26 protein-coding genes and 1 pseudogene are annotated in these 24,736 nt (G+C 41.1%); 16 read left to right on the plus strand and 11 right to left on the minus strand.

Annotated features, from left to right (window positions below):
- Positions 1–3: 3 nt before the first annotated feature.
- On the minus strand, positions 4–1,131 hold the full coding sequence (locus FTV04_RS12500; protein WP_180089757.1) for a Re/Si-specific NAD(P)(+) transhydrogenase subunit alpha: 1,128 nt from the start codon (positions 1,129–1,131) through the stop codon (positions 4–6).
- A gap of 941 nt (positions 1,132–2,072) precedes the next feature.
- Between FTV04_RS12500 and FTV04_RS12505 the strand changes: the two genes are divergently transcribed.
- Both FTV04_RS12505 and FTV04_RS12510 read left to right on the plus strand, forming a co-directional pair.
- Complete coding sequence (locus FTV04_RS12505; protein WP_180004610.1) at positions 2,073–2,990, plus strand: DMT family transporter; 918 nt, start codon at positions 2,073–2,075, stop codon at positions 2,988–2,990.
- A gap of 123 nt (positions 2,991–3,113) precedes the next feature.
- On the plus strand, positions 3,114–4,310 hold the full coding sequence (locus tag FTV04_RS12510) for an MFS transporter (RefSeq protein ID WP_180004611.1): 1,197 nt from the start codon (positions 3,114–3,116) through the stop codon (positions 4,308–4,310).
- Between the two features lie 52 nt (positions 4,311–4,362).
- Here FTV04_RS12510 and FTV04_RS12515 read toward each other — a convergent pair whose 3' ends face one another.
- From FTV04_RS12515 to FTV04_RS12525, 3 genes are all read right to left on the minus strand, one after another.
- Positions 4,363–5,007 carry a HEPN domain-containing protein gene (locus FTV04_RS12515; RefSeq protein WP_180089759.1) on the minus strand — a complete coding sequence of 215 codons (645 nt, stop codon included), beginning with the start codon at positions 5,005–5,007 and terminating at the stop codon, positions 4,363–4,365.
- A gap of 97 nt (positions 5,008–5,104) precedes the next feature.
- Positions 5,105–5,515 carry a hypothetical protein gene (locus FTV04_RS12520; RefSeq protein WP_180089780.1) on the minus strand — a complete coding sequence of 137 codons (411 nt, stop codon included), beginning with the start codon at positions 5,513–5,515 and terminating at the stop codon, positions 5,105–5,107.
- Positions 5,516–5,702: 187 nt separating this feature from the next.
- A complete protein-coding gene (locus FTV04_RS12525; RefSeq protein ID WP_180089761.1) occupies positions 5,703–7,118 on the minus strand; it encodes a methylenetetrahydrofolate reductase C-terminal domain-containing protein in 1,416 nt (471 codons plus the stop codon).
- A 284-nt stretch (positions 7,119–7,402) separates the two neighbouring features.
- On the opposite strand from FTV04_RS12525, the gene dusA reads away from it, so the two are divergent.
- Positions 7,403–8,434, plus strand: coding sequence for a tRNA dihydrouridine(20/20a) synthase DusA (dusA, locus tag FTV04_RS12530; protein ID WP_180024574.1), 1,032 nt, complete (start codon positions 7,403–7,405; stop codon positions 8,432–8,434).
- 118 nt (positions 8,435–8,552) lie between these two features.
- Here the strand turns inward: dusA and FTV04_RS12535 are convergent, their stop codons facing one another.
- Both FTV04_RS12535 and coaBC read right to left on the minus strand, forming a co-directional pair.
- Positions 8,553–9,071 (minus strand): Asp-tRNA(Asn)/Glu-tRNA(Gln) amidotransferase subunit GatC, encoded by a 519-nt coding sequence (locus FTV04_RS12535; RefSeq protein WP_180026766.1) that lies wholly within the window; start codon positions 9,069–9,071, stop codon positions 8,553–8,555.
- Positions 9,072–9,463: 392 nt separating this feature from the next.
- Complete coding sequence (gene coaBC / locus FTV04_RS12540; RefSeq protein ID WP_180063973.1) at positions 9,464–10,735, minus strand: bifunctional phosphopantothenoylcysteine decarboxylase/phosphopantothenate--cysteine ligase CoaBC; 1,272 nt, start codon at positions 10,733–10,735, stop codon at positions 9,464–9,466.
- A 112-nt stretch (positions 10,736–10,847) separates the two neighbouring features.
- Here coaBC and radC point away from each other — a divergent pair, with 112 nt between their 5' ends.
- Positions 10,848–11,549 carry a DNA repair protein RadC gene (gene radC / locus FTV04_RS12545; protein WP_180089763.1) on the plus strand — a complete coding sequence of 234 codons (702 nt, stop codon included), beginning with the start codon at positions 10,848–10,850 and terminating at the stop codon, positions 11,547–11,549.
- A gap of 75 nt (positions 11,550–11,624) precedes the next feature.
- Complete coding sequence (locus FTV04_RS12550; RefSeq protein ID WP_078191309.1) at positions 11,625–12,536, plus strand: bestrophin family protein; 912 nt, start codon at positions 11,625–11,627, stop codon at positions 12,534–12,536.
- A gap of 97 nt (positions 12,537–12,633) precedes the next feature.
- Here FTV04_RS12550 and FTV04_RS12555 read toward each other — a convergent pair whose 3' ends face one another.
- A complete protein-coding gene (locus FTV04_RS12555; RefSeq protein WP_180089765.1) occupies positions 12,634–13,485 on the minus strand; it encodes a PHP domain-containing protein in 852 nt (283 codons plus the stop codon).
- A 44-nt stretch (positions 13,486–13,529) separates the two neighbouring features.
- On the opposite strand from FTV04_RS12555, the gene FTV04_RS12560 reads away from it, so the two are divergent.
- Genes FTV04_RS12560 through mnmC form a run of 4 tightly spaced genes read left to right on the plus strand, consistent with a single transcriptional unit; the run spans position 13,530 to position 16,977 of the window.
- On the plus strand, positions 13,530–14,141 hold the full coding sequence (locus tag FTV04_RS12560) for an inner membrane-spanning protein YciB (protein ID WP_078191311.1): 612 nt from the start codon (positions 13,530–13,532) through the stop codon (positions 14,139–14,141).
- A gap of 28 nt (positions 14,142–14,169) precedes the next feature.
- Positions 14,170–14,472, plus strand: a complete 303-nt coding sequence (locus FTV04_RS12565; RefSeq protein ID WP_180089767.1) for a YciI family protein — start codon at positions 14,170–14,172, stop codon at positions 14,470–14,472.
- 5 nt (positions 14,473–14,477) lie between these two features.
- On the plus strand, positions 14,478–14,993 hold the full coding sequence (locus tag FTV04_RS12570) for a hypothetical protein (protein WP_180089769.1): 516 nt from the start codon (positions 14,478–14,480) through the stop codon (positions 14,991–14,993).
- Positions 14,994–15,030: 37 nt separating this feature from the next.
- On the plus strand, positions 15,031–16,977 hold the full coding sequence (mnmC, locus tag FTV04_RS12575) for an FAD-dependent 5-carboxymethylaminomethyl-2-thiouridine(34) oxidoreductase MnmC (protein ID WP_180089771.1): 1,947 nt from the start codon (positions 15,031–15,033) through the stop codon (positions 16,975–16,977).
- Positions 16,978–17,021: 44 nt separating this feature from the next.
- Here mnmC and FTV04_RS12580 read toward each other — a convergent pair whose 3' ends face one another.
- Positions 17,022–17,336 carry a rhodanese-like domain-containing protein gene (locus FTV04_RS12580; RefSeq protein ID WP_078194202.1) on the minus strand — a complete coding sequence of 105 codons (315 nt, stop codon included), beginning with the start codon at positions 17,334–17,336 and terminating at the stop codon, positions 17,022–17,024.
- Between the two features lie 92 nt (positions 17,337–17,428).
- Here FTV04_RS12580 and FTV04_RS12585 point away from each other — a divergent pair, with 92 nt between their 5' ends.
- The 3 genes from FTV04_RS12585 (at position 17,429) to FTV04_RS12595 (ending at position 19,081) form a co-directional block, all read left to right on the plus strand.
- Entirely contained in the window at positions 17,429–17,917 is a 489-nt protein-coding gene (locus FTV04_RS12585) for a YajQ family cyclic di-GMP-binding protein (protein WP_078194203.1), read from the plus strand.
- Positions 17,918–17,944: 27 nt separating this feature from the next.
- Positions 17,945–18,448: a DUF4442 domain-containing protein gene (locus FTV04_RS12590; RefSeq protein WP_180012065.1), complete on the plus strand. Its 504-nt coding sequence runs from the start codon at positions 17,945–17,947 to the stop codon at positions 18,446–18,448.
- Positions 18,449–18,580: 132 nt separating this feature from the next.
- Complete coding sequence (locus FTV04_RS12595; protein WP_180089773.1) at positions 18,581–19,081, plus strand: ester cyclase; 501 nt, start codon at positions 18,581–18,583, stop codon at positions 19,079–19,081.
- Positions 19,082–19,146: 65 nt separating this feature from the next.
- On the opposite strand, the gene FTV04_RS12600 is transcribed toward FTV04_RS12595, so the two are convergent.
- The 3 genes from FTV04_RS12600 to FTV04_RS12610 are packed head-to-tail and all read right to left on the minus strand — an operon-like array spanning position 19,147 to position 20,916.
- Positions 19,147–19,566 (minus strand): acyl-CoA thioesterase, encoded by a 420-nt coding sequence (locus FTV04_RS12600; protein ID WP_078191328.1) that lies wholly within the window; start codon positions 19,564–19,566, stop codon positions 19,147–19,149.
- 21 nt (positions 19,567–19,587) lie between these two features.
- Positions 19,588–20,019 (minus strand): thioredoxin TrxC, encoded by a 432-nt coding sequence (gene trxC / locus FTV04_RS12605; RefSeq protein WP_078191319.1) that lies wholly within the window; start codon positions 20,017–20,019, stop codon positions 19,588–19,590.
- Complete coding sequence (locus tag FTV04_RS12610) at positions 20,020–20,916, minus strand: alpha/beta hydrolase (protein ID WP_180089775.1); 897 nt, start codon at positions 20,914–20,916, stop codon at positions 20,020–20,022.
- A 124-nt stretch (positions 20,917–21,040) separates the two neighbouring features.
- On the opposite strand from FTV04_RS12610, the gene FTV04_RS12615 reads away from it, so the two are divergent.
- The 4 genes and pseudogenes from FTV04_RS12615 to FTV04_RS12630 all read left to right on the plus strand — a co-directional run bounded on the left by FTV04_RS12615 (position 21,041) and on the right by FTV04_RS12630 (position 24,651).
- Positions 21,041–21,376 (plus strand): TIGR01244 family sulfur transferase, encoded by a 336-nt coding sequence (locus tag FTV04_RS12615; RefSeq protein ID WP_078191321.1) that lies wholly within the window; start codon positions 21,041–21,043, stop codon positions 21,374–21,376.
- Complete coding sequence (locus FTV04_RS12620; RefSeq protein WP_180089777.1) at positions 21,369–21,791, plus strand: beta-lactamase hydrolase domain-containing protein; 423 nt, start codon at positions 21,369–21,371, stop codon at positions 21,789–21,791. Before FTV04_RS12615 ends, FTV04_RS12620 begins: the two co-directional genes overlap by 8 nt.
- Positions 21,792–21,994: 203 nt before the next feature.
- Positions 21,995–23,194: pseudogene (locus FTV04_RS12625) on the plus strand (hypothetical protein).
- A gap of 83 nt (positions 23,195–23,277) precedes the next feature.
- Positions 23,278–24,651, plus strand: coding sequence for a dihydrolipoyl dehydrogenase (locus FTV04_RS12630; RefSeq protein WP_180089779.1), 1,374 nt, complete (start codon positions 23,278–23,280; stop codon positions 24,649–24,651).
- Positions 24,652–24,736: the final 85 nt, after the last annotated feature.

The raw sequence follows: 24,736 nt of genomic DNA on the forward strand, positions 1-24,736 counted from the left end.
TCCTTAACCACGTTTTAGCAGCACTTGGCCGCCATGAGTGACAAGTAGTGCTTTTTGAATTTCTTCTTCAGAGTTAATTGCGAAGTTCTTTTCGCTATCAAACATGGTTTCTATGAAATTCAAAACGTTACGTGCGTACAGTGCCGACGCTTCAGTCGAAACTGTTGAAGGAATATTTGGAATACCGAGAATTTTCACACCATTTGCAGTCACGACATTTTCGCCGCAAACAGAACCTTCAACGTTACCGCCAGTTTCAACCGCCATATCTAAAATGATTGAGCCCGGTTTCATTTTGGCAACGGTTTCTGCTTTGATTAAACGTGGTGCGTCACGACCCGGTAATAATGCAGTCGTAATCACGATGTCAGCATTCGATACGGCTTTATCAACAATAATCGCTTGGTCGCGAATGTAGTCTTCACCCGGCATCCAGCCATAACCATTTTTCGCAGCATCAGCTGCTTTTTGTTGCTCTTCTGGTGACATTGGTACGTCTAACCATTTACCACCCAAAGATTCAACTTGGTCACGTGCTGTAGGACGTAAGTCAGTTGCTTCAACTACGGCACCTAAACGTTTCGCTGTTGCAATGGCTTGTAAGCCTGCGACACCTACGCCCATGATCACAACACGTGCAGGTTTTACTGTACCTGCTGCTGTCATCAGCATTGGGAACATACGTTGATATTCTGCCGCAGCCAAAAGCACAGATTTATAACCTGAAAGGTTGGCTTGAGATGAAAGTACGTCCATGTTTTGCGCACGAGATAGGGTTCGTGGCAAAAGCTCCAATGCAAATGCAGACACGTTTTGTGACGCAAATTGGTCAAGTTCGGTGTTGCGGTAAGGGTCAAACATCCCTACAACGGTGGTACCCGCTGTGAGTTTTTGAATTTCGTCACCTTTAGGCGCACGAACTTTCAAAATCATTTGACTACCGGTATAGGCATCATCCGTAATTTTGGCACCAACTTGTTCATAGGCGCTATCGATGTAAGCAGCGTTTACCCCTGCTCCACGTTCAATAACGACGCTATGACCAGCGCTGATCAACTTCTTTACTGTTTCAGGCGTCGCAGCGACGCGATTTTCACCGACAACAGTTTCGGCTGGAATTCCGATCTGCATGAGCGTTCCTCAAGCTAATTTTTCTTAAGTAAACATCGCAATCCGCGATGTCTCCCCTCAGGATGTGTTTTTGTACAATTTTTGGATTCTAATTGAACTTTTTTAAAATACTACCCAATATTTATTTAATAAATACCCATATTTTGAACTCATGATTCATGAAAAGAATGGTGCGATATTTCATTTATTCAGTTTTATTTGTCGATTTATTACTCATTTTTATCCTATTTATAACTTTTTAATATTACTTAAGACCAAAAACATAAATAATTTCGCTAGTTTTAGTGCAGATTGTTTCACTGCGTTGATCATTGTGACATTTTCATTCAACCCACAATGAGCTGAACGTGTCATTAAAAATCGACTTAAGTCAGGTAGAGTCACTCTTTCATGCAGACTGCATCAGCTCGTTGACTCATTTGACAGTTTTGACGTGTTGACCTGCATTGAAAACTGACATTTTTCTGCCACAGTCTCGTCAAATTGGTCAGCTTGAATATCCGATGGATTTTTGCGCACGTTTCGGGTTTATTGAGATCTTGCCCTCCCCACCTGATGCTTCGCCTTAAGTCTTAGAATTGACTTTTTTAGCTAAAAAAATAATTTTTTGAATATTTAGCATCATGATATCGCTACTGACTTTCTATCCCTAAAAAACACTATTGCACCATTTGTGTGCAATTTTCACCTTAAATGTTTCAGCCTGATATATTTGACCTGCCGAGTCATGTTGAGATTAAAAAATTCAAAACCAAATTGGTCATTTCTTCCGCTGTTTTTCATGTTTGATCTAGCAATCCCTTATGCATAAAGGAATAAGTACTATTCTTTTTTTGCATTTTTACTCGCACGATGCATTTTTTATAATCAAAATGACAGTTCAAACTTATCAGAACAATGCTGTCGAATTCATTCAGTCGTCATGAGGCACACCGTCACTTATGTCAAGAAACCTTAGTCCGCACTTCATCGGTGCAATTTTTGCACTGATTGCTGCCTTCTTGTTTAGTACCAAAGCGATTTTTATTAAGCAAGCCTATGCACTTTCTCCTCTTGTCGATGCCACAGTCCTCATGGCTTTACGCATGATGAGTGCATTGCCGTTTTTCTTGGTCATTGCATGGCTGAGTCGACGTTCCTATCAAACGATTCAACGAAAAGATTGGGTGCTCTTGCTCATTTCCGGTCTAATCGGCTATTACTTTTCGAGTTGGCTCGACTTCCGTGGCTTGATGTATATCAGTGCTTCGCTTGAACGAATTATACTTTTCCTGTATCCCACATTAACTGTACTGGCTTCCGCTGTTTTATTCAAAAAGCCACTGAGTTTTAAAACCATCCTTGCCCTGATTTTAAGTTATGGCGGGACAGTGTTAGTGATGCTACAAGAACAAAGTACCACACCACATGATCAGTATTTTTGGCTCGGATGTAGTTTGGTTTTTGCCAGTGCCGTGTTATTTGCAATTTACTTATTACTCACGCCAGGCCTCATGCAAAAGTTTGGTTCTTTACACTTTACTGGTCTAGCCCTGAGCATAGCCTGCGTTGGGACGATTATTCATTTTCTATTTGCAACACCGCAGCCCATTGCCTTGCTTCAACAACTCCCGAGTCAAGTCTGGCTGTATGGTTTAGCGCTCGGACTATTGGTTACCGTACTTCCAACCATTTTGATGATGCAAAGTATCGTCCGACTTGGGGCTGCACAATCGGCCATGATTGCATCTATCGGGCCCATTTTAACGATTTTACTGGCCGTCGCTTTATTGAATGAACACTTAAACCTATGGCAATGGGTCGGTTGCGGTCTGAATATGCTGGGTGTCTTGATGATCAGTCTCAGTAAGAAATCCTAAACGCGTGCGTGGATACAATTCACAGAGAAACACTTTAAGACCTGTTTGATTTTCCTTATAGTGACCACAACAGCGTGGCAGCAAATTCTTTGCATACGCTTCCGCCCAATATCTGGACAATTTATGAAAGCCTCGATCGACATTAGCCATGATAAAACCCTGTTGTGGCTTATGGCTGCTGCATGTGGTTTATGTGCGGGTGCCAATTATTATTGCCAACCTTTAGTGGCTTCTATCCAACAGAGCTTTCAAATTCCACAATCTGAAGTTGCGCTAACCGTCACCTTTGCGCAAATTTCTTATGCTTTGGGTCTACTGTTTATTGTGCCGATTGGCGATATTGTGAATAAAGCCAAATTTATTCCATTACTCATGCTTGGTGCGACTGTCGGTTTAGCCCTCTGTGCTTTTTCGACCAATCTATACATGCTTTGGGCAGGAACCATTATCACGGGGCTATTTTCAGTGGCTGCTCAGGTTCTTATCCCTTTGGTCACTGTTGCGATACGACCTGAAAAAATTGGGGCAGTTGTTGGCTTTTTAATGAGTGGGTTATTGGTCGGCATTCTGTTATCGACCAGTCTCTCTGGCTTATTGTCCTATCTGTTTCATTGGAAATCGATTTACATCCTCAGTGCGCTCTTGATGTTGGTATTAGCACTCTTACTCAAAAAACGTCTGCCCGTGGTCAGCATCACACGGATGCCCTACAGCCAAGTTTTCCAGTCAATGGGCGCATTACTCAAACATGAGCCACGGTTAATTTTCCGTTCTCTAATTGGAGGCTGTGTCTTTGCCGCGATGAGTATGCTGTTTTCCACCATTGCCATGTTACTGACTGAGCCACCTTTTCAATTGGCCGATGTTTGGGTCGGTGTTGTGACTTTAGTTGGTGTATTTGGTGCCCTATCGACACAGTGGATTGGGCGTTGGGCGGATTTGGGTTTCAACCGAAAATTAACTTGGCTCGGTTGCAGCATCTTGGCCCTCAGTTGGGGACTGCTATATTTGGGTGGAAGCTCCCTCGCCTTTTATATTTTGGGCTATGGTTTAATCAACCTCGGTTTGGCTATGGTACATAGCTGTAATCAAAATATTATCTTCCAACTCAACCCGATTGCACGCTCTCGAATCAATTCAATTTACATGACGTTTTATTTTGTCGGTGGTGCATGTGGTTCAGCTTTGGGCGTGTTTGCATGGCATCATGGTGGCTGGACCACTACCTGCATGACAGGGATTGCTTTAGTAATTGCTGCTGGATTTTTCGTATTAATCGATCAACTCTATACTGCACGGCAACTGAAATATCCACAATGAAATGTATGGATCATTGCTCTAAAGCCACAATAAGTGGCTTTATTTTTGCAAATTAACTGACCTGCACCACGGGATAAAAGGGTTTGCCTAAATCCAAGGTTTCTGCATTTTCCAAAAGAATCACCATAAACACCGGTAAGAGTGCCGACAGTATTGTGCAGCCATCTTGAAGATGTTTCCGATTGACCGAACTTTTATAGGTCGCGCCGCCATGAACCATTTGATTGCGTAGCGTATACATGCGATTGAACAGCACCATTAAAATATCAACGGAATCTTTTTCTTTAAGCGCGCGTAGTACTTTCTGTTTTTCATGCGCCAAGCCCTCTTTGCATGCGTCATGGCTAATTTTTTGATTTTGATAATCCCAAAAACCCTGATAAACATAGGGATTATCCAAAAAAAACCGTATCGGCTGACTAAAACGCTCCCATAAAATATTATAGATTTTATGCTCTGCATCCTTTTGGCAAATCACATATAAAAACTGCCTTAAGCTTTGCTTGTCCTGAGCAATCTGTAAGTCTTGCGCATATATTGCGTTGAAGGACACCCACAAACTGATAAATTGCAAATCGAGATCATCTTGAAGATCAATCGACTTTTTCAGCCAACTTAAACCTCGATGAATGCGTAAATTAAATTGGTCGGTATGTTCCGACTTTTTACTTTTGAATATTTCTTCAAGTAGCATCATGCCTGCTAAATTCCAATGGATAATTCGTTTATTTTTCTACCATTTGAACTTAGCGCAATTGTTTACCAGCATGCAATCAAAATATCTCTGTATTCAACTATTTGGTTTCATCTTGTGTGAGATAGGTATAACGTTCTAACAGATCATTTTCATCAAAAATCAATTCATAAGACATTTTCTTTCCATTAAAAACGGATTCGGCAGGTGTTCCTAAAAGTTCCCATAACCCCACGGTCGCCACATCTGCAGCACCATGCCAAAACGCACGTCCGACTTTACTGGCAGTCGAATAACCTTGGGTAAAAGTATAAATTTCATAGCGTTTGCCATTTTTATATTCAGAGGTGATCGGTGCGCCAAATTCAGCAATCACCAAGTTACGAGATAGCCCTTGTTGAATCATTTCAATATTTTTCTTGTTTGACTGCTTGCTTGCCATGACAACTGAACAGCCTGTTGTGCCTGACAATGTGAAAACTAAAGCTAATCCTAAGCAGGTTTTTTGCATCATGTGGTATTCCCCAAATTCTTTAAATTTCTATTTTTAATTTTTGATTTTCATCTGCTGTTGATCTTAATTGTTTCTTTCATCTTTTTCATTTTTTTATACGACTATTCGTCTGATTTTTAGAATGATTAGCGCTTGAAAGATTCACATTTATGAAGATTTCAGACTGAATATTGCTTTAAGTTAATTATTGTTCTGTTGGTGACGAATTCGGTGGAACGAACCAGTTTTTCCAAGAGCTACTGTGCCGAGTTTCAATTGCGACGGTAGGGATGAGCTCTTGCTTCAGCATTTTTTCTTGACCCACGGCTTTCGCCAACCGCGCTTTGACCGAGTGTATACACTCACGGTCTTCAAACTCACAGCGGTCAAGGTTGGAGCCACCACAGGGTCCATTGGCTAATCCTTTGGGGCAGGTTTCTGGGCAAATATACAAGGTTTCACCTAAACGACATTGTCCGCAACTTTCACAGCCCACGATGCCATGTTTACTGATAAATTCTGTTTTCAGCAAGGCTGCATCAGCTTTCGGTTTTTGCCATAATTTGGCCGCAAAAATATAAGATCCCACCCCTTTGGCCAGTTTTGAACTAAAAAATAACTCATGCATGACATGCATACTTTTATATTTCAAAACTTGTTCAACTGGAGCTTTATGGTTATTTGCGCCCGTCGGGTGGAAGTTCACATCTACACTAGAGCGCCAAAGCATTTTCCATTTTGCTAAACATTGTTCAAACGTTAATGTGGCAAATTGCAAAATTGCTTTTTGCAACTTCTCTTGTTCTTCCGCTTTATGACAGGCCGATAAATGAACCCCTGCATAGCCCAAATGCTGACACATTAATATTTGTAAAGCGCAGCGGGCATAGACATTTTGTTCAGCTTGTATGGCGTCAGTTTGCTGTTCTTGTTGCAAAAAATTTAATACATCTGCTGAAAGCACGATGCCTGCGACTTTTTGCTTGGCCATAAAGCGGGCACGGGTAAAGGTCAGCGGCATGACACACGCCAATACAGGTACATGTGGATAGTATTGCTGCATATAGTGTTGGTAACTGCTCAACACATCCATGTCAAAGCCCAACTGTGTAATCACATAGTCAGCGCCAGCTTGAATTTTTTTATTCAGTTTAAAAAACTGCGCATCCTTTTCTGCTTCTGCATATTTAAAAGGATTAAATGCTACCCCTAAATAAAACCCGCCATAGTCTTTGGCTGCCATGACTTGATTGACCGACTCTAAATAACGGCTCCGTAGAGTCGGATCATTTGCCCCATCCTGATGCTGCTTGAGTTTATCACCACTGAGCAAAAGTAAATTCTCTACCCCGTGCTGCTGAGCATCTTTCAGAAAAGTTTGAAAATCTGAGATATCTCGACCTTTCCCCGAATAATGCAGAATTTTTTCTTTGCTTTGAGGGTAGTCTTGCATTGCTTCTAAAGGAGCAATATCCGTGTCACTTTGTACTCGGTCAGCCAATGTCATGCACACAGGAAAGCCTGCAAATGTCGTTGGGACCAGATGCGTTTTTTGCGTCGTTAGATATTCAAACGAGATACAAAACTGGCGTTGCAATAGATATTGGGAAAATAAAGACATAAAGGCAGGCAGTCAAATCTGCTAAGAAACCATACAATAAAGTTTATAAAATTATAGATTAATCACATAAAAATTTAAATTACTTAAGCCACACTTCCGACTTTTTCTAGCCTGACCTTGAATATGTCACGCTAGCAAGACCATGCCCCAAACCACAATTTATGCTAATATTGCGCGCGTCTTGAAATGCGGTTTTTTTCATCGTATTTCAGACAGCTTTTGGTATTTCTTCACCATTTTCCATTTCGTTCTTCCATCTTGTTCTTTTAAGGCGTGTTTTTTTAATGACTGATCTCCAACCCATTGAAAATAAACTTCAACCACGAATTAGTGTTGCGCCAATGATGGATTGGACGACTCGTGACTATCGTTTCTTTGCACGCTTATTTAATCCCAATGTGATTCTCTACACCGAGATGGTCACCACAGGTGCGATTTTATTTGGCGGTGCGAATCGTCATTTGGACTATAACAACGAAGAACACCCGATTGTGTTACAGCTTGGTGGTTCAAATCCCAAAGATTTAGCGACCTGTACCAAGATGGCACAGGACTGGGGCTATGATGAAGTAAACCTCAATGTCGGCTGTCCGAGTGACCGCGTTCAGAACAATAAAATTGGCGCATGCTTGATGGCAGAGCCTGATTTGGTTGCAGAATGTATTACTGAAATGCGAAATGCTGTTGATATTCCAGTGACCGTGAAACACCGCATCGGGATTGATGACATGCAGTCTTATGAAGAAATGCTGCATTTTGTTGATACGGTTGCAAAGACTGGCTGTAACAATTTTATCGTGCATGCCCGTATTGCCCTGCTGCAAGGTTTGTCGCCAAAAGAAAACCGTGATGTGCCACCTTTACGTTATGAAGATGTTTATCGTCTGAAACAAGAACGTCCAAATTTATTGATCGAAATTAATGGCGGGGTGAAAACCTTTGCTGAAACACAGCAACATTTACAACATGTTGATGGCGTGATGATTGGCCGTGAGGCTTATCACAACCCGTATTTATTGGCTGAGATCGGTCAGCTTTGGGATCTCGAATTACCCAACCGTTTCGATATTATCGATCAGATGCTACCGTATATTGCTAAACGCATGGAAGAAGGTGCGCCGCTTTCTATCATTACCCGTCATATTTTAGGTTTATTCCAAAATCTACCAGGTGCTCGAAAATGGCGTCAGGCTTTAAGTGGTGGCAATGCCAAAACCTTTGCCGATGTGGAAAATGCCATCCAAAATATTAAAGATGCAATGCAACGTACAGAAGACTATTTACGTGATCATCCTAAAGTCGTTTTAGAAGATTAATTCTATAAAGTAAAAGCCCGCTATTTTGCGGGCTTTTTTATTCGTCATGCCTCACCAAGTACGTGTTTAGCAACATCGTCACAACTCAGCTAAATCATCTAAAAAGTCACATCATCACTCAATGACTATTGACCGTAATGTTCCCCTTGGGAAAAGGCTCATCATAGCCAGTCCATTGATAATCTGATGGATCTTCTTCCTCACGTAAACCCACATAGCTCTCAGGCGCCGATGTAACAGGCTCAACCTCCTCGGTTGGCTGTTCCAATTCCTCAACCAAATGATTCAACTCTTGATCTAACTGCGCCTGATATTTTGCAATTTCAGCTTCGTCAATGAAGGCAAATTGTTCTTCATCTATTTTCCATGCATAACCTTGCAAATCTTTGTAAATATCGACCAAAACAGTATAAGGCTGACCATCGTATTGCAACGTCGCCTGAGCCTTAAAACTTAATCCCTTACGTTCTAATACTTTTATATTTTGAATCCGTAAATGGTACTGCCGATAATCTGGATTCTGATCAAACTCGTGCTGCATCTGCTGCTCAATCTGCCGAGATAATTCATCTGTCGAGACAAAATAGCTACAACCAGCCAAACTCAACAGTAAAAAAATGGTGAGCCATCGAAACATATTGCATCCCCCATGATGCATTTATTTTTGATGAAAAAGTCAGACCGTTCACAGATTGCGATCCAAACATTCCTCATTGTTTGCTTCATAATAGCCAATAAAACACACAGTACAAGCCAAATTATCAAGATTTCTCAATTTTATATTTAATTTTGATATCAATCACTTAAATTGCATTTTTGCTGTTTTAAAACACTGACAGCCTTGGTCTATTGCTGACATATTTTTGTTGAAAATGACCATTTTGGTAATAGTTTCCTAGCCGTCAAAGTTTCAACATCAAAACGATCCTATTGTGATTTTTTCAATATAGAGCCTTAAACAAAACATCGTAAAAGCGCCATAAAAAAAATCCCCAAACATTGCGGGGATTTTTAAGGAATCAACTGAAATTATTCATCGTCTGTTTCAGGCTCATGATGTAGCGCATCATGTATGGCTTCCACCAATTGCTGTGCAATTTCTTGTTTTGAGGCTTTCTCTAAATCACGCTTTTCCATTTGATATTGATCTGCGAAGAACACAGTCATGGCATTTTCGTCTGAAGCAAAACCAATGTCTTTACGTGAAACATCATTGCACGCAATCATATCGAGTTTTTTTGCCACAAGTTTGCCGGCAGCATACTCTTCGACATTGCGTGTCTCGGCGGCAAATCCAACCATAAATGGACGTTTTGACTGCTGCGCAATCGTTGCAACGATATCTGGATTTTTAATTAAAGCCACATTGAGTTCATCGCCAGCTTTTTTGATTTTATGCTCTGCAACTTCTGCCACGCGATAATCTGCAACCGCCGCTGTTGCGATAAAAATATCACAGCCTTCATCTAACATTTGCAGACTGGTATCTAACATTTTAATTGCAGACTGCACATTAATCCGTCGTACACCATTTGGTGTATCTAAACTGACGGGTCCTGCGATCAGCGTTACTTTAGCACCAGCTGCATAACATGCCGCTGCCAGAGCAAACCCCATTTTACCTGTGCTGTGGTTGGAAATATAACGTACAGGATCTATCGACTCACGTGTTGGACCGGCTGTAATCGCCACATGTTTACCTGCAAGCATGCCAAATTTTTCAGCAATGGCTCGCTGTGCTTGATGAAAATAGGCCGTCACTTGATCCGCCAAATCTTCTGGCTCAGGCATACGTCCTAAGCCCACATCTCCACATGCTTGAGAACCGGCATCAGGCATGATCACATGTACGCCATCTTCAACCAGTGTATTTAAATTACGTTGTGTCGCTTTGGCTGCCCACATTTGCTGATTCATCGCTGGGGCAACCCAGACGGGTGCTTTTGTCGCAAGATAAAGTGTCGAAAGAAGATCATCTGCTAAACCCGCCGCAAATTTTGCCAGCGTGTCGCAACTTGCAGGAGCGACCAATACCAAATCAGCCCAACGTGCCAATTCAATATGCCCCATACCCGCTTCTGCTTCGGGATTGAGTAATTCGGTATGCACAGGGTTGCCTGAAAGCGCCTGAAACGTTAGCGGGGTCACAAAGGCTTGCGCACCTTGTGTCATCACCACGCGCACATCAAATCCGGCATCTTTTAATCGACGGACAAGAATGGCACTTTTATAGGCTGCGATACCACCAGTGACACCTAAAAGAATATTTTTTGTGGGCATTACACTTAAATCAAAGCTCACGAACAGGCTACCTATCTGTTGCAGTGGCGCTCACAATAGCATTAAATATGCACTGACCCAATAATCTGCTGTGAAAAAGCCGATTGACTGATAATAAAAAAGTCTAAGAATAATGAATAATTCAATTAAAAATTGGCCTGAACAAGAGCGCCCACGTGAGCGCCTGATTCAACAAGGCGCACAAAGTTTATCCGATGCTGAGCTACTGGCTATCTTCCTACGCTCAGGTTCCCAGCAGCACTCTGCTGTCGAACTCGCACGAGTCTTGATCCAACACTTTGGTCAGTTGCAAGCGCTGATGGATGCGTCACTTGAGGATTTACGCCAGTTTCATGGCATTGGAAACAGTAAATATGCGCAGCTCATGGCGGTAAAAGAACTCGGTAAACGCTATGTGAGTCAACATTTTCAAAATGAAGCCTTGCACTTGCAACACTCTGAACAATTACAAAATTTTCTTCGCTTTGAATTTTTAGCGGAACGTCAAGAAGTCTTTGGCGTGCTCTGCCTAGATGCGCATTTAAGAAAAATAAACTTTAAAAAACTTTTTTATGGCAGCCTCAATACCTGTGAAATTTCCATCAATCAACTGCTGCGATACGCCATTTCTGAACACGCCAGCAGTATCATCATTGCACATAATCATCCTTTCGGTCGTGCAGAACCTTCTGCTGCCGATCTTGAATTGACTCGGCTCATTCAGCAGGCTTGTCAGCTGGTGGAAATTCGACTGATCGATCATTGCATTATCTCAACAGAAGGGAGTTTTTCCTTTGCTGAACATGGCTTGCTCCAAGCACACTCATCTGCATGAAACAGTTATTGACAAGTGCTTGAGCAAACCCGAAGATCATCATAATTTTTTAAAACTAGAAATTATCATTCGAACATGATCGTCCGTGACCAACCGAGTATTTTTAAACTGCTATTTTCTTGGCGAGGAACGATTTTACCTAAGGTTTTACCGCCGCTCGGGATCGTTATGTTGCTGTCTGCCATTGTGGGCGGCTTATCCTATGTCGATATCTTCCATTTTACCGAATTTCCTTTGGTCGGCTTTACCCTGATCGGTGTTGTGCTGTCGATTTTCTTGGGCTTTAAAAACTCAGCCTGCTATGACCGTTGGTGGGAAGCTCGGCGTTTGTGGGGCATTTTGATTGCCAACGCGCGACATTTTGACCGTGACTGCCGTTTACTCAGTCAAGGCCGTCGTGAACGTGTGATCCAACATGTGATTGTGTTTGCCAATGTTTTGCGTGACCGACTCCGCCATCAAACCGCCAACCCCACTGAACTAGTTGAAACCAGCGGCATGAGCGCGAATGCCATCACTCAGTTATACCAACAAGCCAATGCACCGCAGTACACATTGAGTTTGATTCAATGGGAGCTGATGCAGGCGCTCAAAGATGGTGAAATTTCAGATATTATTTATACCCAGATGAATCAGCATGTGATGGAACTCAGTACCGTACAAACCGGCTGTGACCGTATTGCCACTACGCCATTACCGTTTGCTTATTCGGTCTTGCTGAATCGAACCGTTTATTTTTTCTGTTTTGTCTTACCCTTTAGCTTGGGGTCTACTTTAGGTCTAGCGACTCCCCTATTGGTGGGGATTTTGGCCTATACCTTTTTAGGCTTAGATGCGCTGAGTTCAGAGATTGAAGAGCCCTTTGGTACACAAAGCAATGACCTTCCTTTGGACTCAATGGTTCGAACTATTGAAATTGAGCTACTTGGAACTTTAGGCAAACCCACCCCACCACCGATTCAAGCCAAAGATCACAATTTACTGTAATTGATCAATGGGTCTAAACCCTCGCTTACATAGCTTTGTCGTACACTTTTTTGGTATATCGAAGATATGTAAGTGAGAGCAATCATCGCGCAAAGCTTTAAGCAAAGCTCTCCCAAATTCCAACTTGCCCCTCTTTCACTCGAGGGATATTGCCGAGTTTAATCCACGGCATATTGTCACCATGAAAATCACTCCCAACAGAAACTTTTAAGTTAAAGACAGCAATCATACGATCTACCATTTGACGAGTCGATAATGGCTCAATTGCCGGTGGTAATTCCACTGCATCACCGCCCGCTTCAGCAAAGATTTCAATCAAATAACGAATATTGGTCGCAGATAAATCATAACGCGTCGGATGCGCCAACACTGCAAAGCCACCACTGGCATGAATCACCTCAATGGTTTCAGCAAGACTCGGACCTTCAAATTTTACAAAGGCTTTTTTGCCTTCTTTAATATATTTATCAAAAGCTTGTTGTGAACGTGAAACCACACCCTTTTCCACCAAAGTTTTGGCAATATGGGTACGTGTTACCCGATCTGGAATATGGTCGACCTTGGCAATCACATCGCTATAAATATCTTGACCGATTAACGGTATCAGTAAGTCACAAATCTGCCGAGCACGTTCCGCTCGAATACGCTTTTGATCCATCAATAAGGCTTGTAAGGGCGCAGGATTTTGCATATTTAAAGCGACGATATGCACACCATAACTTTTTTTGGTCGCAGGTCTCGACCACTGGCTGGAAATCTCCACGCCAGAGATTAATTGCAGCTTTAATTCATGCGCGACCTGCTCTGCTGCCAACAATCCGTCCATCGTATCGTGATCAGTCAAAGCCAGCGTATGAATTCCAATAGCACTTGCGGCCTGCACCAAAGCCTCTGGTGACAAAGTACCATCAGAAATATTACTGTGTGTATGTAAATCTACGCCTTGCATCTCTATACTATGTCATTTATTTGATCAGATTTAGATACTCTAACATGAAAGCACTTTTAGACTTTGTGCCACTCATTATTTTCTTTTATTTATATAAAACTGTAGATCCAAAAGATACGCAGCACCCATTATTACAATTGATTGGTTCTGCTGGGGGTGTCGATAACAATAACATTCTTGTGGCAACATCAGGTCTCATCATTTCCATGCTGGTGGTTTATGGTGCATTGTTTGTCATGCAAAAATTCCGTCTAGATAAACAACAATGGATTGTGTTGTTTATGACCGTGATATTTGGTGGTATTACCCTGATGCTAAGCGATGATTTTTATATTCGTTTAAAAGCCGTTTTACTGAACTTAGTTTTCGCAGGGGCGTTTTTACTTTCACCACTATTTAGTAAAGATAAGAAACCACTCATCGAACGTTTATTTGGTCCAGTCTTAAATTTAACCGCTGTCGGTTGGAAACGATTGAACTATGCATGGGCTGCAATGTTCGTGGTGATGTCATGTTTACACACCTTTTTCGCTTATTTGTTTGCAGACGGAAAATATTGGGGTGAATTCACTGCTTTTGGTGACATGATCGTGATGTTTTCCTTTATCATTATTCAGTTTATTGTATTACGTAAATACTTTAAGACCTCAGAATAATCCATTCGGTCAAAAATCAGGAAAAGTCATGCCATTATTCGTCGTAAGCTGTACAGATAATGAAGGTACAGTGGAAAAGCGCCTTGCAGTTCGCCCTCAACATCTTGAACGTCTACAAAAACTTGATGATGAAGGTCGTCTGATTGTTGCAGGTGCAATGCCTAAAGATCCGGCAAACCCGCAAGCTGGTTTTTATGGCAGTACGATCATTGTCGATTTTGATAGTCGTGAAGCCTTAAACCAATGGTTGGCAGATGAACCTTTCCTCAAAGAAGGGGTTTATGGCCAAATTGATGTCAAACCATTTAACAAAGCATTTCCTAAAGGATAAGGTTCATGCGCGTCGTTGTTTCTAGTTTACTGGGCTTATCTTTAATTTGTTCAACTGCATGGGCTGAAGAACCGGCTCCTGCACCTGCTGTAGCCCCTGCTGCTCAAGCAACGACTGCAACACCTCCTCCCAATCCTGTGCCGCATACTATTCCTGCCAATAAACCGGGCATCATTAAAGTGGCGGCAACCGTCAATCCCAATGGTCAACCTCAAGATGCAACCCCATTGACCATTGAGCAATTGGCAAAAAATAAAGCGCTGCAAGATGCCAAAGTTAAAGCGATGGTCAAAGACCAATCTGTACGCTTACAACAATTAGAAAAAGCTAACCTTGAAGCTTTGGCGCAAAACCAAGAATTACAACTTAAAAATGATAGCTTGGGCGTACAAGTACAAGTGCTGCAAAGTGAACGTAGCGCGCAGATGTTTTTATATGGTGGCACCACGCTTGGTGTTGGCGTGATTTTAGGTTTCTTGTTGGCCAGTTACGTCTATACCAAACGTCGTCGTCAATGGTAATTCGTTGTTCTACTTCAATTTAAAGGTTGCTTGAGTTTTGTCAGGTGCAATTCAGACTGCCGATCTCGATTGGCAAATGATCGATGGCATTGATATACCAGTGTCTAAACAGTTTGGTGATGTGTATTTTTCGAAGGACAACGGTCTACTCGAAACACGTCATGTGTTTTTAAAAGGGAATGACCTCGACACTCGCCTTGCGGCACTGACTGATTTTGAATATTTCAGTGTCGGCGAAACAGGTTTTGGTACAGGCTTAAATATTTTGGCCCTGTGGCAATTATGGCAACAGGTTCGTCCAGATAATCACAGCCATCTACATGCTATTTCTGTAGAAAAATTCCCTTTATCTAAAGCAGACCTCATTCGTACATTAAATGCATGGCCTGAATTACAGCCTTTGGCACAGCAACTGATTGCGCAATATCCTGAACCCATTGCGGGATGTCATCGACTCAATTTTCCAGAAGAGCGTTTTTCGATTGATCTTTGGTTAGGCGATGCACACGACGTTTTTCCTGTCATGGCAAAAACTGCTACAGTCAATGCATGGTTCTTGGACGGTTTTGCACCCGCCTGTAATCCTGACATGTGGGAAGAAAACGTACTCAAAAATATCGTGCGTCTATCGGACATTGGGACGACCTTCGCCTCATTTAGTGTGGCAGGTGTACTGAAACGCGGCTTACGTGAGCATGGTATTACCATTACACGACCACGTGGCTTTGCTCATAAGCGTGAAATGCTCAAAGCTTTTTGGCTCGCACCTGAAAGATCAGATGATCAATCCGAAGTTGCTAACCTTCCCACTTTAGACGAAAAAAAAAATTCTGAAATCACTGTAGGTCATAACCCTCGTCAAATCGCAATTATTGGCGCTGGCATCGCAGGTTTAAGCTGTGCTTGGGCATTTGCTCAACGCGGGCATCAAGTGCGTATTTACGAGAAATCAGCACCACTCAGCGGTGGGTCGGGTAATTCTCTTGCTCTACTCAACCCTAAACTCTGTCCAATTGAACAAAGTGCTGAGCATCTGATGACCCTCAGTTGGTTATATGCGCTCAAGCATTATCAAAACTTCAAGGCATTTCGTCCCTTACAGATTCACCAATCTATTTTAAAAAATAAAGCAGAATACCTTGATTTAGCTCAAGCTTATCCTTCAGAGGTGTTAGCTGCTGAAGAAGGCACGCCAAATCAATTAGCTTCAGCATTTCCAACCCTGCTCCTCAAACAAGCAGGCGCGGTCAGTCCACATCAGCTTCGTGACCAAATCTTGGCACATCCGCACATTGAATTGTTACAAGCAGATATTCAACGCATTGAGCAGCAACAAAATGGCGTTGCGCTATTTACACAGGATCAGCAGCTTCCATCTGTCGAACATGTCATTCTCTGTGCAGCACGTGAAAGTATGCAGCTACAAACAGATTATCCAGAGCTGCGTGCCATTCGTGGACAAGTCAGTTGGTTGAACAACCCCGCTCAACAAATGGATATGCATACCGCCTATAGTTATGGAGGCTATTGTATGCAACTGGATGCCGAACAGATGATTATGGGCGCGTCATTTTATCCCGGCCGTGATGACACCGACGTTCTCACCGAAGACCATGTGCATAACTATGAACTTATCCACAGTGTGTTCCCTGACTTTGCCAAAACCTTAGCACCGATTGAGCAATGGCATGGACGTGCTGCGATTCGCGCACAGACGAAAGACTTTTTCCCGGTAATTGGTGCAGTCCATGAAGATCAGCACATTTATAGCTGTAGTGGACTCGGTTCTAAAGGTTTCCTGTATGCACCGCTCTGTAGTGAAATCATTGCCGCGCTAGTCTTAAAAGAAGCCTGCCCTATTCCAACACAGCTACTCGATAAAATTCATGCAGCACGTTTTATACGACGCGCCAAAGCGAAACAAAAAACCAAGAAGCCTTATTTTCAAGGTCAGGTGCCCTCAGCACCACCTCAAGAAAAATAACTTGCAATAAAAAAGCGCCTTTCGGCGCTTTTTTTGATTCGATCTTATTTCCCTTGTTCCAAAGGAAGACCGGCATCACGAGCAGCACGCGTGCCGCCCATTAAGATTACATATTCACGTGAGCTGTCAAAACCCTCTAGTAACTCTGCTGCACGTGGAGCTTTACTTCCGCCACCACATAAAATGTAAATGGGTTGATCCGTTGACACCTGAGTCAGTGCATCTGATGACAATGCGTTGATCGGTCGGTTAACCGCACCTTTCACATGTGCTTCAGCATAAGCACTTGCATCGCGAACATCCCAGATAATCGAGTCTTCTGGGAACTCAAATGTTGTAATTTCTTGTTTACGGATCATTGCGCACTCCTTTTGATGTAAACAACACTTGGCAAATGAAGAAAACATCCCTAGCATCTCAGATATTCTTTCCCTTTGTAAAGGTCTAATCTATGCCTTCTTTTGATATTGTTTCCGAATTAGAAGTTTTTGAAGTAAATCATGCAGTTCAAAACACGCAAAAAGAAATTGCGACGCGTTTTGACTTCCGTGGTCAAGACGTTTCAATTGAGTTAAATGAGAAAAATAAGGAAATCAAAATCTCAACAGAAAGCGATTTCCAATGTGAGCAAGTGTATACCATGCTCGAAAATCATTTCTTCAAACGTAAAGTCGACATTCAAGCACTCGATCCACAAAAAATGACGGCTTCTGGTAAAAACGTCATTCAAGTGATCAAACTAAAAGACGGTCTTGACTCTGATACTGCAAAAAAAATCAATAAAGCCATTAAAGAAAGCGGCATTAAAGTGCAATCTTCTATTCAAGGCGACAAAATTCGTGTGACTGACAAGAAACGTGACACTTTGCAACAAGTGATGGCGTTCTTAAAAGAGCAACAGTTTGGTGTGCCGCTTCAATTTAACAACTTTAAAGATTAAGGCAGCACAACTGCCATTGAGGTCAATATGGCACGTCCAAATCGTCTAAATAAACTGGTCAAAGCAAGCTCTAAATTACCCAAAGGTATTCAAAGTCGTTTGCTCAGTCGAGCTTTTGGTCGTGTCGTGCCCATGGTTGGAACGGCTAAAATCCAATATCAACATGTCAGCCCTGAGCGTGTTGAGGTGAGCATCGCCAATCATAAGGCGATGCAAAACCATATCGGGCAAGTACATGCCTGTGCCATGGCGCTGATCGCAGAAACAGCCACAGGTTTTGTCACAGCAATGAACGTCCCTGATAGCGCCATTGTCCTAATTAAAAGTTTCAAAGTTGATTTTAAACGTCCAACCCAAGGTGGGATGAAAGCCATCGCAACGCTTACACCCGAACAGCAACGACAAATGCAAAGCACAGAAAAAGGTGAAACCTTAGTACAGGTCTTAGTCACCGATGAATCTGGTGAAGCACCGATTCAATGTGAAATGCTTTGGGCGTGGGTGGCAAAATCCGCTCTGAAAAATAAATAAATGTAAATAAAACTTACTTTTAGGTAAGTATAAGTTTTACCAAATTTCAGCAAAATCAAGACTGTTTTTTACTATTTATACGCCGTAATTCCGCTCAATATGCTTGCACGACACAAATATATTGAGCACTTTATGAAAAAAATCATTCCCCTTTCATTCATCAGCATGGTGGTGTTTTTAACTGCTTGCCAAAGCACAATTCCTGCAACGCCAACGACTCCAAATCAAGCGGCTGATAGCAATATTCAAACCAGCCAAGCAGCGGAAAATAAGAAAATCGTGATTGATTTTTATGAAGGTGTCTTTCTTAAACATCAAGTTAAGACATATGCTGACCGATATATTGGCAATCAATATATTCAACATAATCCGCATGTACCTGATGGCAAAGCGCCATTTGTCGATTACTTCACCCAATATTTTAAACAGAATCCTGAAGCAAAAAACCAGATCAAACGTGCCGCTGCCGAAGGTGATTTGGTCTATTTACATGCGCACTCTACGCAAAATAATCAAGACCGTGGAGAAGCCATTATTGATATCTTCCGTGTTGAAAATGGCAAGATCGTCGAACATTGGGATGTGCAACAGAGCATTCCTGAAACCAGTGCCAATTCAAATACAATGTTCTAATTTCTCAGTCACTATTCATAAAAAAGCCACTCGATTGAGCGGCTTTTTTTTGCGTCTAACTTTAATTAAGCTTGATCTGCAGCAAATTTAGCTTTTGCATCCGCAGGAATTTGACGCTTAGCACCTTTCACATCCACAGCGACAAATGTAAACACACCTTCGGTTACGCGAATTGGATCACGTGAGCTGTCATGACTATCCCAAACTTCAATCTGCATTTGGATAGAGGTATTACCCACTTTTAAAATTTTGGTATATACACTGATGACATCCCCGACTTTCACAGGAACGAGGAAGGTCATTTGGTTAATTGAAATCGTTGCACAGCGTCCTTGACTGAAACGCTCTGCGTGAATTGCACCGGCCAAGTCCATTTGTGACACGATCCAACCACCGAAAACATCACCACTCCAGTTGGTGTCTGCAGGCATCGCGATGGTTTGTAGGGAAAGCGTTCCTTCAGGTTTTACATGAGTTTCTGACACTTTAGCTCCTGGCGCTGACATTTATTGAGGTAGATTTAACTGCTGGTTGAGCCATTGTTGTAACTCACCAGCACGCATTGCACCACTTATTCTAGCAATTTCGTTGGTTTTATTCATCAAAACCAGTGTAGGAATACTACGAACATTAAATGCACCGCTCAATCGAGGGTTTGCTTCGGTATCAATTTTGGCAAAAACCACCTTCGGATTTGATTTTGCAACTTGTGCAAAGTGTGGCGCCATCATCTTACATGGTCCACACCATTCAGCCCATAAATCAATCAGCACAGGTAAATCACTATTGCTAATAAAATTTGCAAAGTTCTTTTCATTCAACTCGATGGGCGCCAATGGAATCAATGCTTGGTGACATTGACCACATGCAGGTCCAACTTCGAGTTTTTCTTCAGGCACACGGTTTTTTGCACCACATTCAGGACACACAACGATCATTTAGCTGACTCCAACATGTTGATGTAAAAATTCTAATTGGGTTGCCATGGCTTTTTCAAACCATTGCCCATGATAAATATCAAAATGTTGCATTTCCCACTCATAATATTGCACATTCGGTGCAATATTTGTCGCAGTTTCTCGGCTTGATTCGATGGGAATCAAACTATCTTCTTTTGCCGCAATAAAAAGTACAGGTATGCTAATTTTCCGGACATCCAAAATTGGACGATAACGGATTAACTTAAAAAAGGCCCGAGCTGGAATTTCGCCACTCCAATAAAAATCAGGATTGACAATCGATAAATAGCCGGCATAACTATCTTCAGACTGTAAAAAACACAATCGATGTGGATGAACTACAGGTAAAGTCGTTGGACTCATCCCAACTTTAGACCCCATATAGTCCTGACTCGATAATTTTAACGCTTTAGGTAATTGCTGTAAGGGATACAATTTTGCACTTTCAGCGCCGTCGACAAATGGGACTTGTACCATCACCGCTTTAATATTTTTAAGCTCTGCCGCCAAACTGAGTACATAGCCACCACTCAGCGATGTTCCCCATAATACAATGCGTCTCGAATCAATCGATTTACGCTGCTGTAAATGATCAATCATGGTCCGCCAATCTTCAAGTTGAGCTTTAAGATTCACCAACTCTCTCGGACGCCCTGTACTGCCACCCCAATAGCGATAATCAAACAATACGACAGCATAACCCGCTTGTACAAAGCGCTTTGCATATTGCACTAATTTAAACTGGCGTAATGCCGCCAAACCATGTGCCATAAGAATGACTGCAGGTTTTTCAACAGATTTTGGACGATAAAAGTCAGCAGCTATAACATCTTGTCCGCTTTTGACATACAGTGGTTCGACTGTATAGGCGTGCATACGCGCTCCATTGCGTTATTTTATGGTTGTAATCGCTTATAAAAATTTAAGAACAATCTGCTCAAGTTTGTGCTTAATGCTATCATAAAGCATAAATCTATGAATTAAATTATGGAGTGACTCAATGAGCGAAAATGTTGGTTTTGCAGGTCAAATAGGCCCAGAACATGTAGCGCAAGTGGTTGAAAAGGGCTTTAAATCGATTATCAATAACCGCCCTGACATGGAAGGTGGTCCTGAGCAACCAACCAGTGCTCAAATTGAAGAAGCAGCACGTAGCGCTGGTTTAGACTATGTTCATCAACCGGTTGTTGCCGGTCAAATTTCTGAGCTAGATGTCCGTAACTTTGCTAATCATTTTAATGAATTGCCAAAGCCAGTACTCATGTTCTGTCGTACAGGTAACCGTTCAAACAACCTGTATCAACTAGCAAAACAGATGGATCTTTTGGATGACTAAGGCTTTCATTCAAAAAGCTTTATTGATCGCGACTTGCGTCTTTTCAGCACCTACTTATGCAGATAATAACAGTCAGCTCTTAAATGCAAATTTAAGTGTCTCTGGACAAATGACCACAGATAAGTTTTCAAGTTTACTCAAACAACTTAAATTTAAATCTGTAATTGTTAATCGACCAGATAATGAGGCGGGCAATGAAGTGACTGTTTTACAGTTACGAGGCATTGCGGAAAAGTCTCATGTGAGTGTTGTGTATCAACCTGTGCAAAGCGGTAAAATTTCTCAAACAGACGTGAAAGAATTTGCCAAATATTATAATGAGCTCCCTAAACCCATTTTGATGATTTGTCGTAGCGGCTCTCGTTCGACATCTCTTTTCAATCAAGCTCAGGCTCAAGGTTTGCTCAAAGACTAAATTTATGTTCACCGTTTTATTTACAACGTTGTTGCTAACAGGGTGTAATTCTATGAATGTACGTCCAACTGTTGGTGTAAGTGTCGGGACTGCACTATAAAATGACGAATATAAAGATGGCGCTATTTGCGCCATTTTTTATGTGTGGTATCTTTACGCAATATAACTTTTTCTATACATAAATAACTATTTTGGGGTAATTCATGAAATTCGTTCAAGGGACACTTGTACTTACTTTAGCAACGATACTTACAGCTTGTGGTGGTGGCGGTAGTGATGGATATTTTAATAACGAAGGAACAGATTCTTCTAATCAAAACAATAACAATGGCGGTACAACAACTCCAACTGAAACAGCAAAAGCACAGTTAGATATTTTAAAACGTTAAGGGCAATATTTATTCGGTAATTATGATCCTAACGATGCATCAACAGCAAAAGGCTATATTGATCATTCAATGGATACATTTGCACAAGGCCCATTACAATTAAGTTTAGATATTAGAAAAATAAACTTAAACTCATATAAAAATACTTATCACTACAGAGATAAATGTTTCTATTTAAGTAAAACTGACTATAGAGCATGTTATGTTTTTATTGGCGAAGATATTAAAAATATCTTACCGGGTTATGACAACTGGGATTTCGATATTACAGCTAATGATCTAAAAAACATCAAATTACAACATGATGAAGTGACACCAAACTTAGAAGAATATGAATCCAATACTCGCATTTACGTATTTGAAAATGAAAATGGAGATAAAAATTTCCATGATGTAACAATTACTGGTGCATTTGCTTATCCATTTCAACAGTCTTGGGGAATACAACAAACTCAACAAAAAAGGTTTGTTTTAATAAATGGCAATACAAGCGACTATAAAATTACAACAACAGCAATAGTTACGGATCCAGAAACTGGTGATGATATTGAACGTGAAGTAACAACAGGTGCTATCAGTATTTACAAAGATCTCTCTTCTCTCGATGGAGATTTATACAATATTCAATCTGGATCAGGATTTAATGTATTAATTAACGATAACCCAAATATTCCTTTTGCAGAACCAATTTCATTCGTATTAAACTCAACACCAGGTACCACAAGTTCAGCAAGTTATCGTGTGAAAACTTCAGGTGAACAAGAACTAATTTTACCTAGCATCACAACAATCGATGGGACTCGAGTTGAGAATGAAGCCTCTAGTTTAAATAGCCAGACATTTACTGGAAGCATTAAATTAACAGGGACGAACATTTTGAAATTTAAACAAGCTACAAGTGGTAGTCTTAGTTTTGAACATGCTATTAATGGAATAACATTCAAAGGTTCATCTACTAATAATGCAGGAACTGTAAGTACAAGTTTAACATTACCTTCTGGTATTAAATTTTAAGTGTAAAAAAATGCAATTAAACCCTCTATACTGAGGGTTTTTTTATATATTAGATTTAAACTCATGAAATGAAGCATAACCGTATGTACGACATCATCATTATCGGTGCAGGAACAGCAGGCATTTCAGCCTATAAAGAAGCAATTAAAAAAACACAAAATATTCTTATCATTAATGATGGTCCTTGGGATACTACCTGTGCACGCGTAGGTTGTATGCCCAGTAAAATACTTATCTCTACTGCAAACCGCATGTACGAAATAGGACATGCAGATAATTTAGGACTAGATGTCAAAAGTGAAATTGATACCTCTAGCGTCATGCAACATGTTCAAACCTTACGTGATCGTTTTACAAGAGCCACATTAAAAGATGTTGAAAGCTGGCCAAATGAACATAAAATCTCCGGTCGCGCAGAGTTTCTGAACGCCAATACCATTATTGTAAATGGTCAAAAACTTCAAGCAAAATCATTTATTCTTGCTGTGGGAACAACTCCCACTATTGACACTACTCAAAAACATATTCTAGGTTCTAAACTACTTACCTCTGATCAAATTTTTGAACTTAATCAGCTACCCGAATCTATTGCTGTGATTGGCAGTGGTGTAATCGCATTAGAACTAGCACAAGCCTTACATCGTTGCGGTGTAAAGACTACTATTTTTGCACGAAGCCGTAGAATTGGCTCATTAACAAGTCCAACACTTCAAAATTTGGCACAAGAAGTACTCAGCAATGAATTAGATATTAAATTCGAAGTATTACCCGAATCTTATGAAGTTCAAAATGATCAGGTTCACTTAAATTTTACAGACTCAAATAAACAACAAAAACTGAATGTAGATTATGTTTTGGCTGCAACGGGGCGTAGTACCTTACTTGATTCATTAAATTTAGAAAATATCGATGAATCATTTAATGACTTAAAAAAGCTACCCATCGATCCTATCAGCAAGCAATTAGGCGAATATCCAATTTTTGTTGTAGGTGATGCACACACAAGCACACCTATTCAACATGAGGCAGCACATGAAGGAAAACAGTCTGTAAATAATTGTCTCAACTATCCGATTATTAAGCCAATTAAAACACTCTGTCCGCTTGGTATCCTTTTTTCATCACCACAAATGGCTACAATAGGTAAAAGTTATAAACAACTTAAAGATCTAAATAAAGAATTTGTAACGGGTTTCGTTTCATATGAAAAACAAGGTCGGGCGATTGTGGCTGCTAAAAATCAAGGCGCGGCTGAAGTTTATATTGATGTTCATACACATAAACTATTAGGTGCTGAACTATTCTGTCCTGAAGCAGAACATTTGGCCCATTTACTCGCTTGGATCCTTGATGAAGATATAACAATCCACCAAATTTTAGAAAAACCTTTTTATCACCCTACACTCGAAGAAGGTTTAAGAACTGCATTAAAGCATGCACGACGTCAGTTAAAATAATTTTATCGTTTTAGGTCGATTTATAGCGTTGGATTTCCAACGCTTTATTTTCGCCCCCTTTTATCTTTTTTCCACGCATAAAAAA

This window comes from Acinetobacter sp. YH12219, from assembly GCF_013417875.1.
Taxonomy (GTDB): Bacteria; Pseudomonadota; Gammaproteobacteria; order Pseudomonadales; family Moraxellaceae; genus Acinetobacter; species Acinetobacter amyesii.

Coding starts and splice junctions, on each gene's coding strand:
- FTV04_RS12500 (WP_180089757.1), bottom strand. CDS start 1,131: ATGCAGATCGGAATTCCAGCCGAAACTGTTGTCGGTGAAAATCGCGTC.
- FTV04_RS12505 (WP_180004610.1), top strand. CDS start 2,073: ATGTCAAGAAACCTTAGTCCGCACTTCATCGGTGCAATTTTTGCACTG.
- FTV04_RS12510 (WP_180004611.1), top strand. CDS start 3,114: ATGAAAGCCTCGATCGACATTAGCCATGATAAAACCCTGTTGTGGCTT.
- FTV04_RS12515 (WP_180089759.1), bottom strand. CDS start 5,007: ATGATGCTACTTGAAGAAATATTCAAAAGTAAAAAGTCGGAACATACC.
- FTV04_RS12520 (WP_180089780.1), bottom strand. CDS start 5,515: ATGCAAAAAACCTGCTTAGGATTAGCTTTAGTTTTCACATTGTCAGGC.
- FTV04_RS12525 (WP_180089761.1), bottom strand. CDS start 7,118: ATGTCTTTATTTTCCCAATATCTATTGCAACGCCAGTTTTGTATCTCG.
- dusA (WP_180024574.1), top strand. CDS start 7,403: ATGACTGATCTCCAACCCATTGAAAATAAACTTCAACCACGAATTAGT.
- FTV04_RS12535 (WP_180026766.1), bottom strand. CDS start 9,071: ATGTTTCGATGGCTCACCATTTTTTTACTGTTGAGTTTGGCTGGTTGT.
- radC (WP_180089763.1), top strand. CDS start 10,848: ATGAATAATTCAATTAAAAATTGGCCTGAACAAGAGCGCCCACGTGAG.
- FTV04_RS12550 (WP_078191309.1), top strand. CDS start 11,625: ATGATCGTCCGTGACCAACCGAGTATTTTTAAACTGCTATTTTCTTGG.
- FTV04_RS12555 (WP_180089765.1), bottom strand. CDS start 13,485: ATGCAAGGCGTAGATTTACATACACACAGTAATATTTCTGATGGTACT.
- FTV04_RS12560 (WP_078191311.1), top strand. CDS start 13,530: ATGAAAGCACTTTTAGACTTTGTGCCACTCATTATTTTCTTTTATTTA.
- FTV04_RS12565 (WP_180089767.1), top strand. CDS start 14,170: ATGCCATTATTCGTCGTAAGCTGTACAGATAATGAAGGTACAGTGGAA.
- FTV04_RS12570 (WP_180089769.1), top strand. CDS start 14,478: ATGCGCGTCGTTGTTTCTAGTTTACTGGGCTTATCTTTAATTTGTTCA.
- FTV04_RS12580 (WP_078194202.1), bottom strand. CDS start 17,336: ATGATCCGTAAACAAGAAATTACAACATTTGAGTTCCCAGAAGACTCG.
- FTV04_RS12585 (WP_078194203.1), top strand. CDS start 17,429: ATGCCTTCTTTTGATATTGTTTCCGAATTAGAAGTTTTTGAAGTAAAT.
- FTV04_RS12590 (WP_180012065.1), top strand. CDS start 17,945: ATGGCACGTCCAAATCGTCTAAATAAACTGGTCAAAGCAAGCTCTAAA.
- FTV04_RS12595 (WP_180089773.1), top strand. CDS start 18,581: ATGAAAAAAATCATTCCCCTTTCATTCATCAGCATGGTGGTGTTTTTA.
- trxC (WP_078191319.1), bottom strand. CDS start 20,019: ATGATCGTTGTGTGTCCTGAATGTGGTGCAAAAAACCGTGTGCCTGAA.
- FTV04_RS12610 (WP_180089775.1), bottom strand. CDS start 20,916: ATGCACGCCTATACAGTCGAACCACTGTATGTCAAAAGCGGACAAGAT.
- FTV04_RS12615 (WP_078191321.1), top strand. CDS start 21,041: ATGAGCGAAAATGTTGGTTTTGCAGGTCAAATAGGCCCAGAACATGTA.
- FTV04_RS12620 (WP_180089777.1), top strand. CDS start 21,369: ATGACTAAGGCTTTCATTCAAAAAGCTTTATTGATCGCGACTTGCGTC.
- FTV04_RS12630 (WP_180089779.1), top strand. CDS start 23,278: ATGTACGACATCATCATTATCGGTGCAGGAACAGCAGGCATTTCAGCC.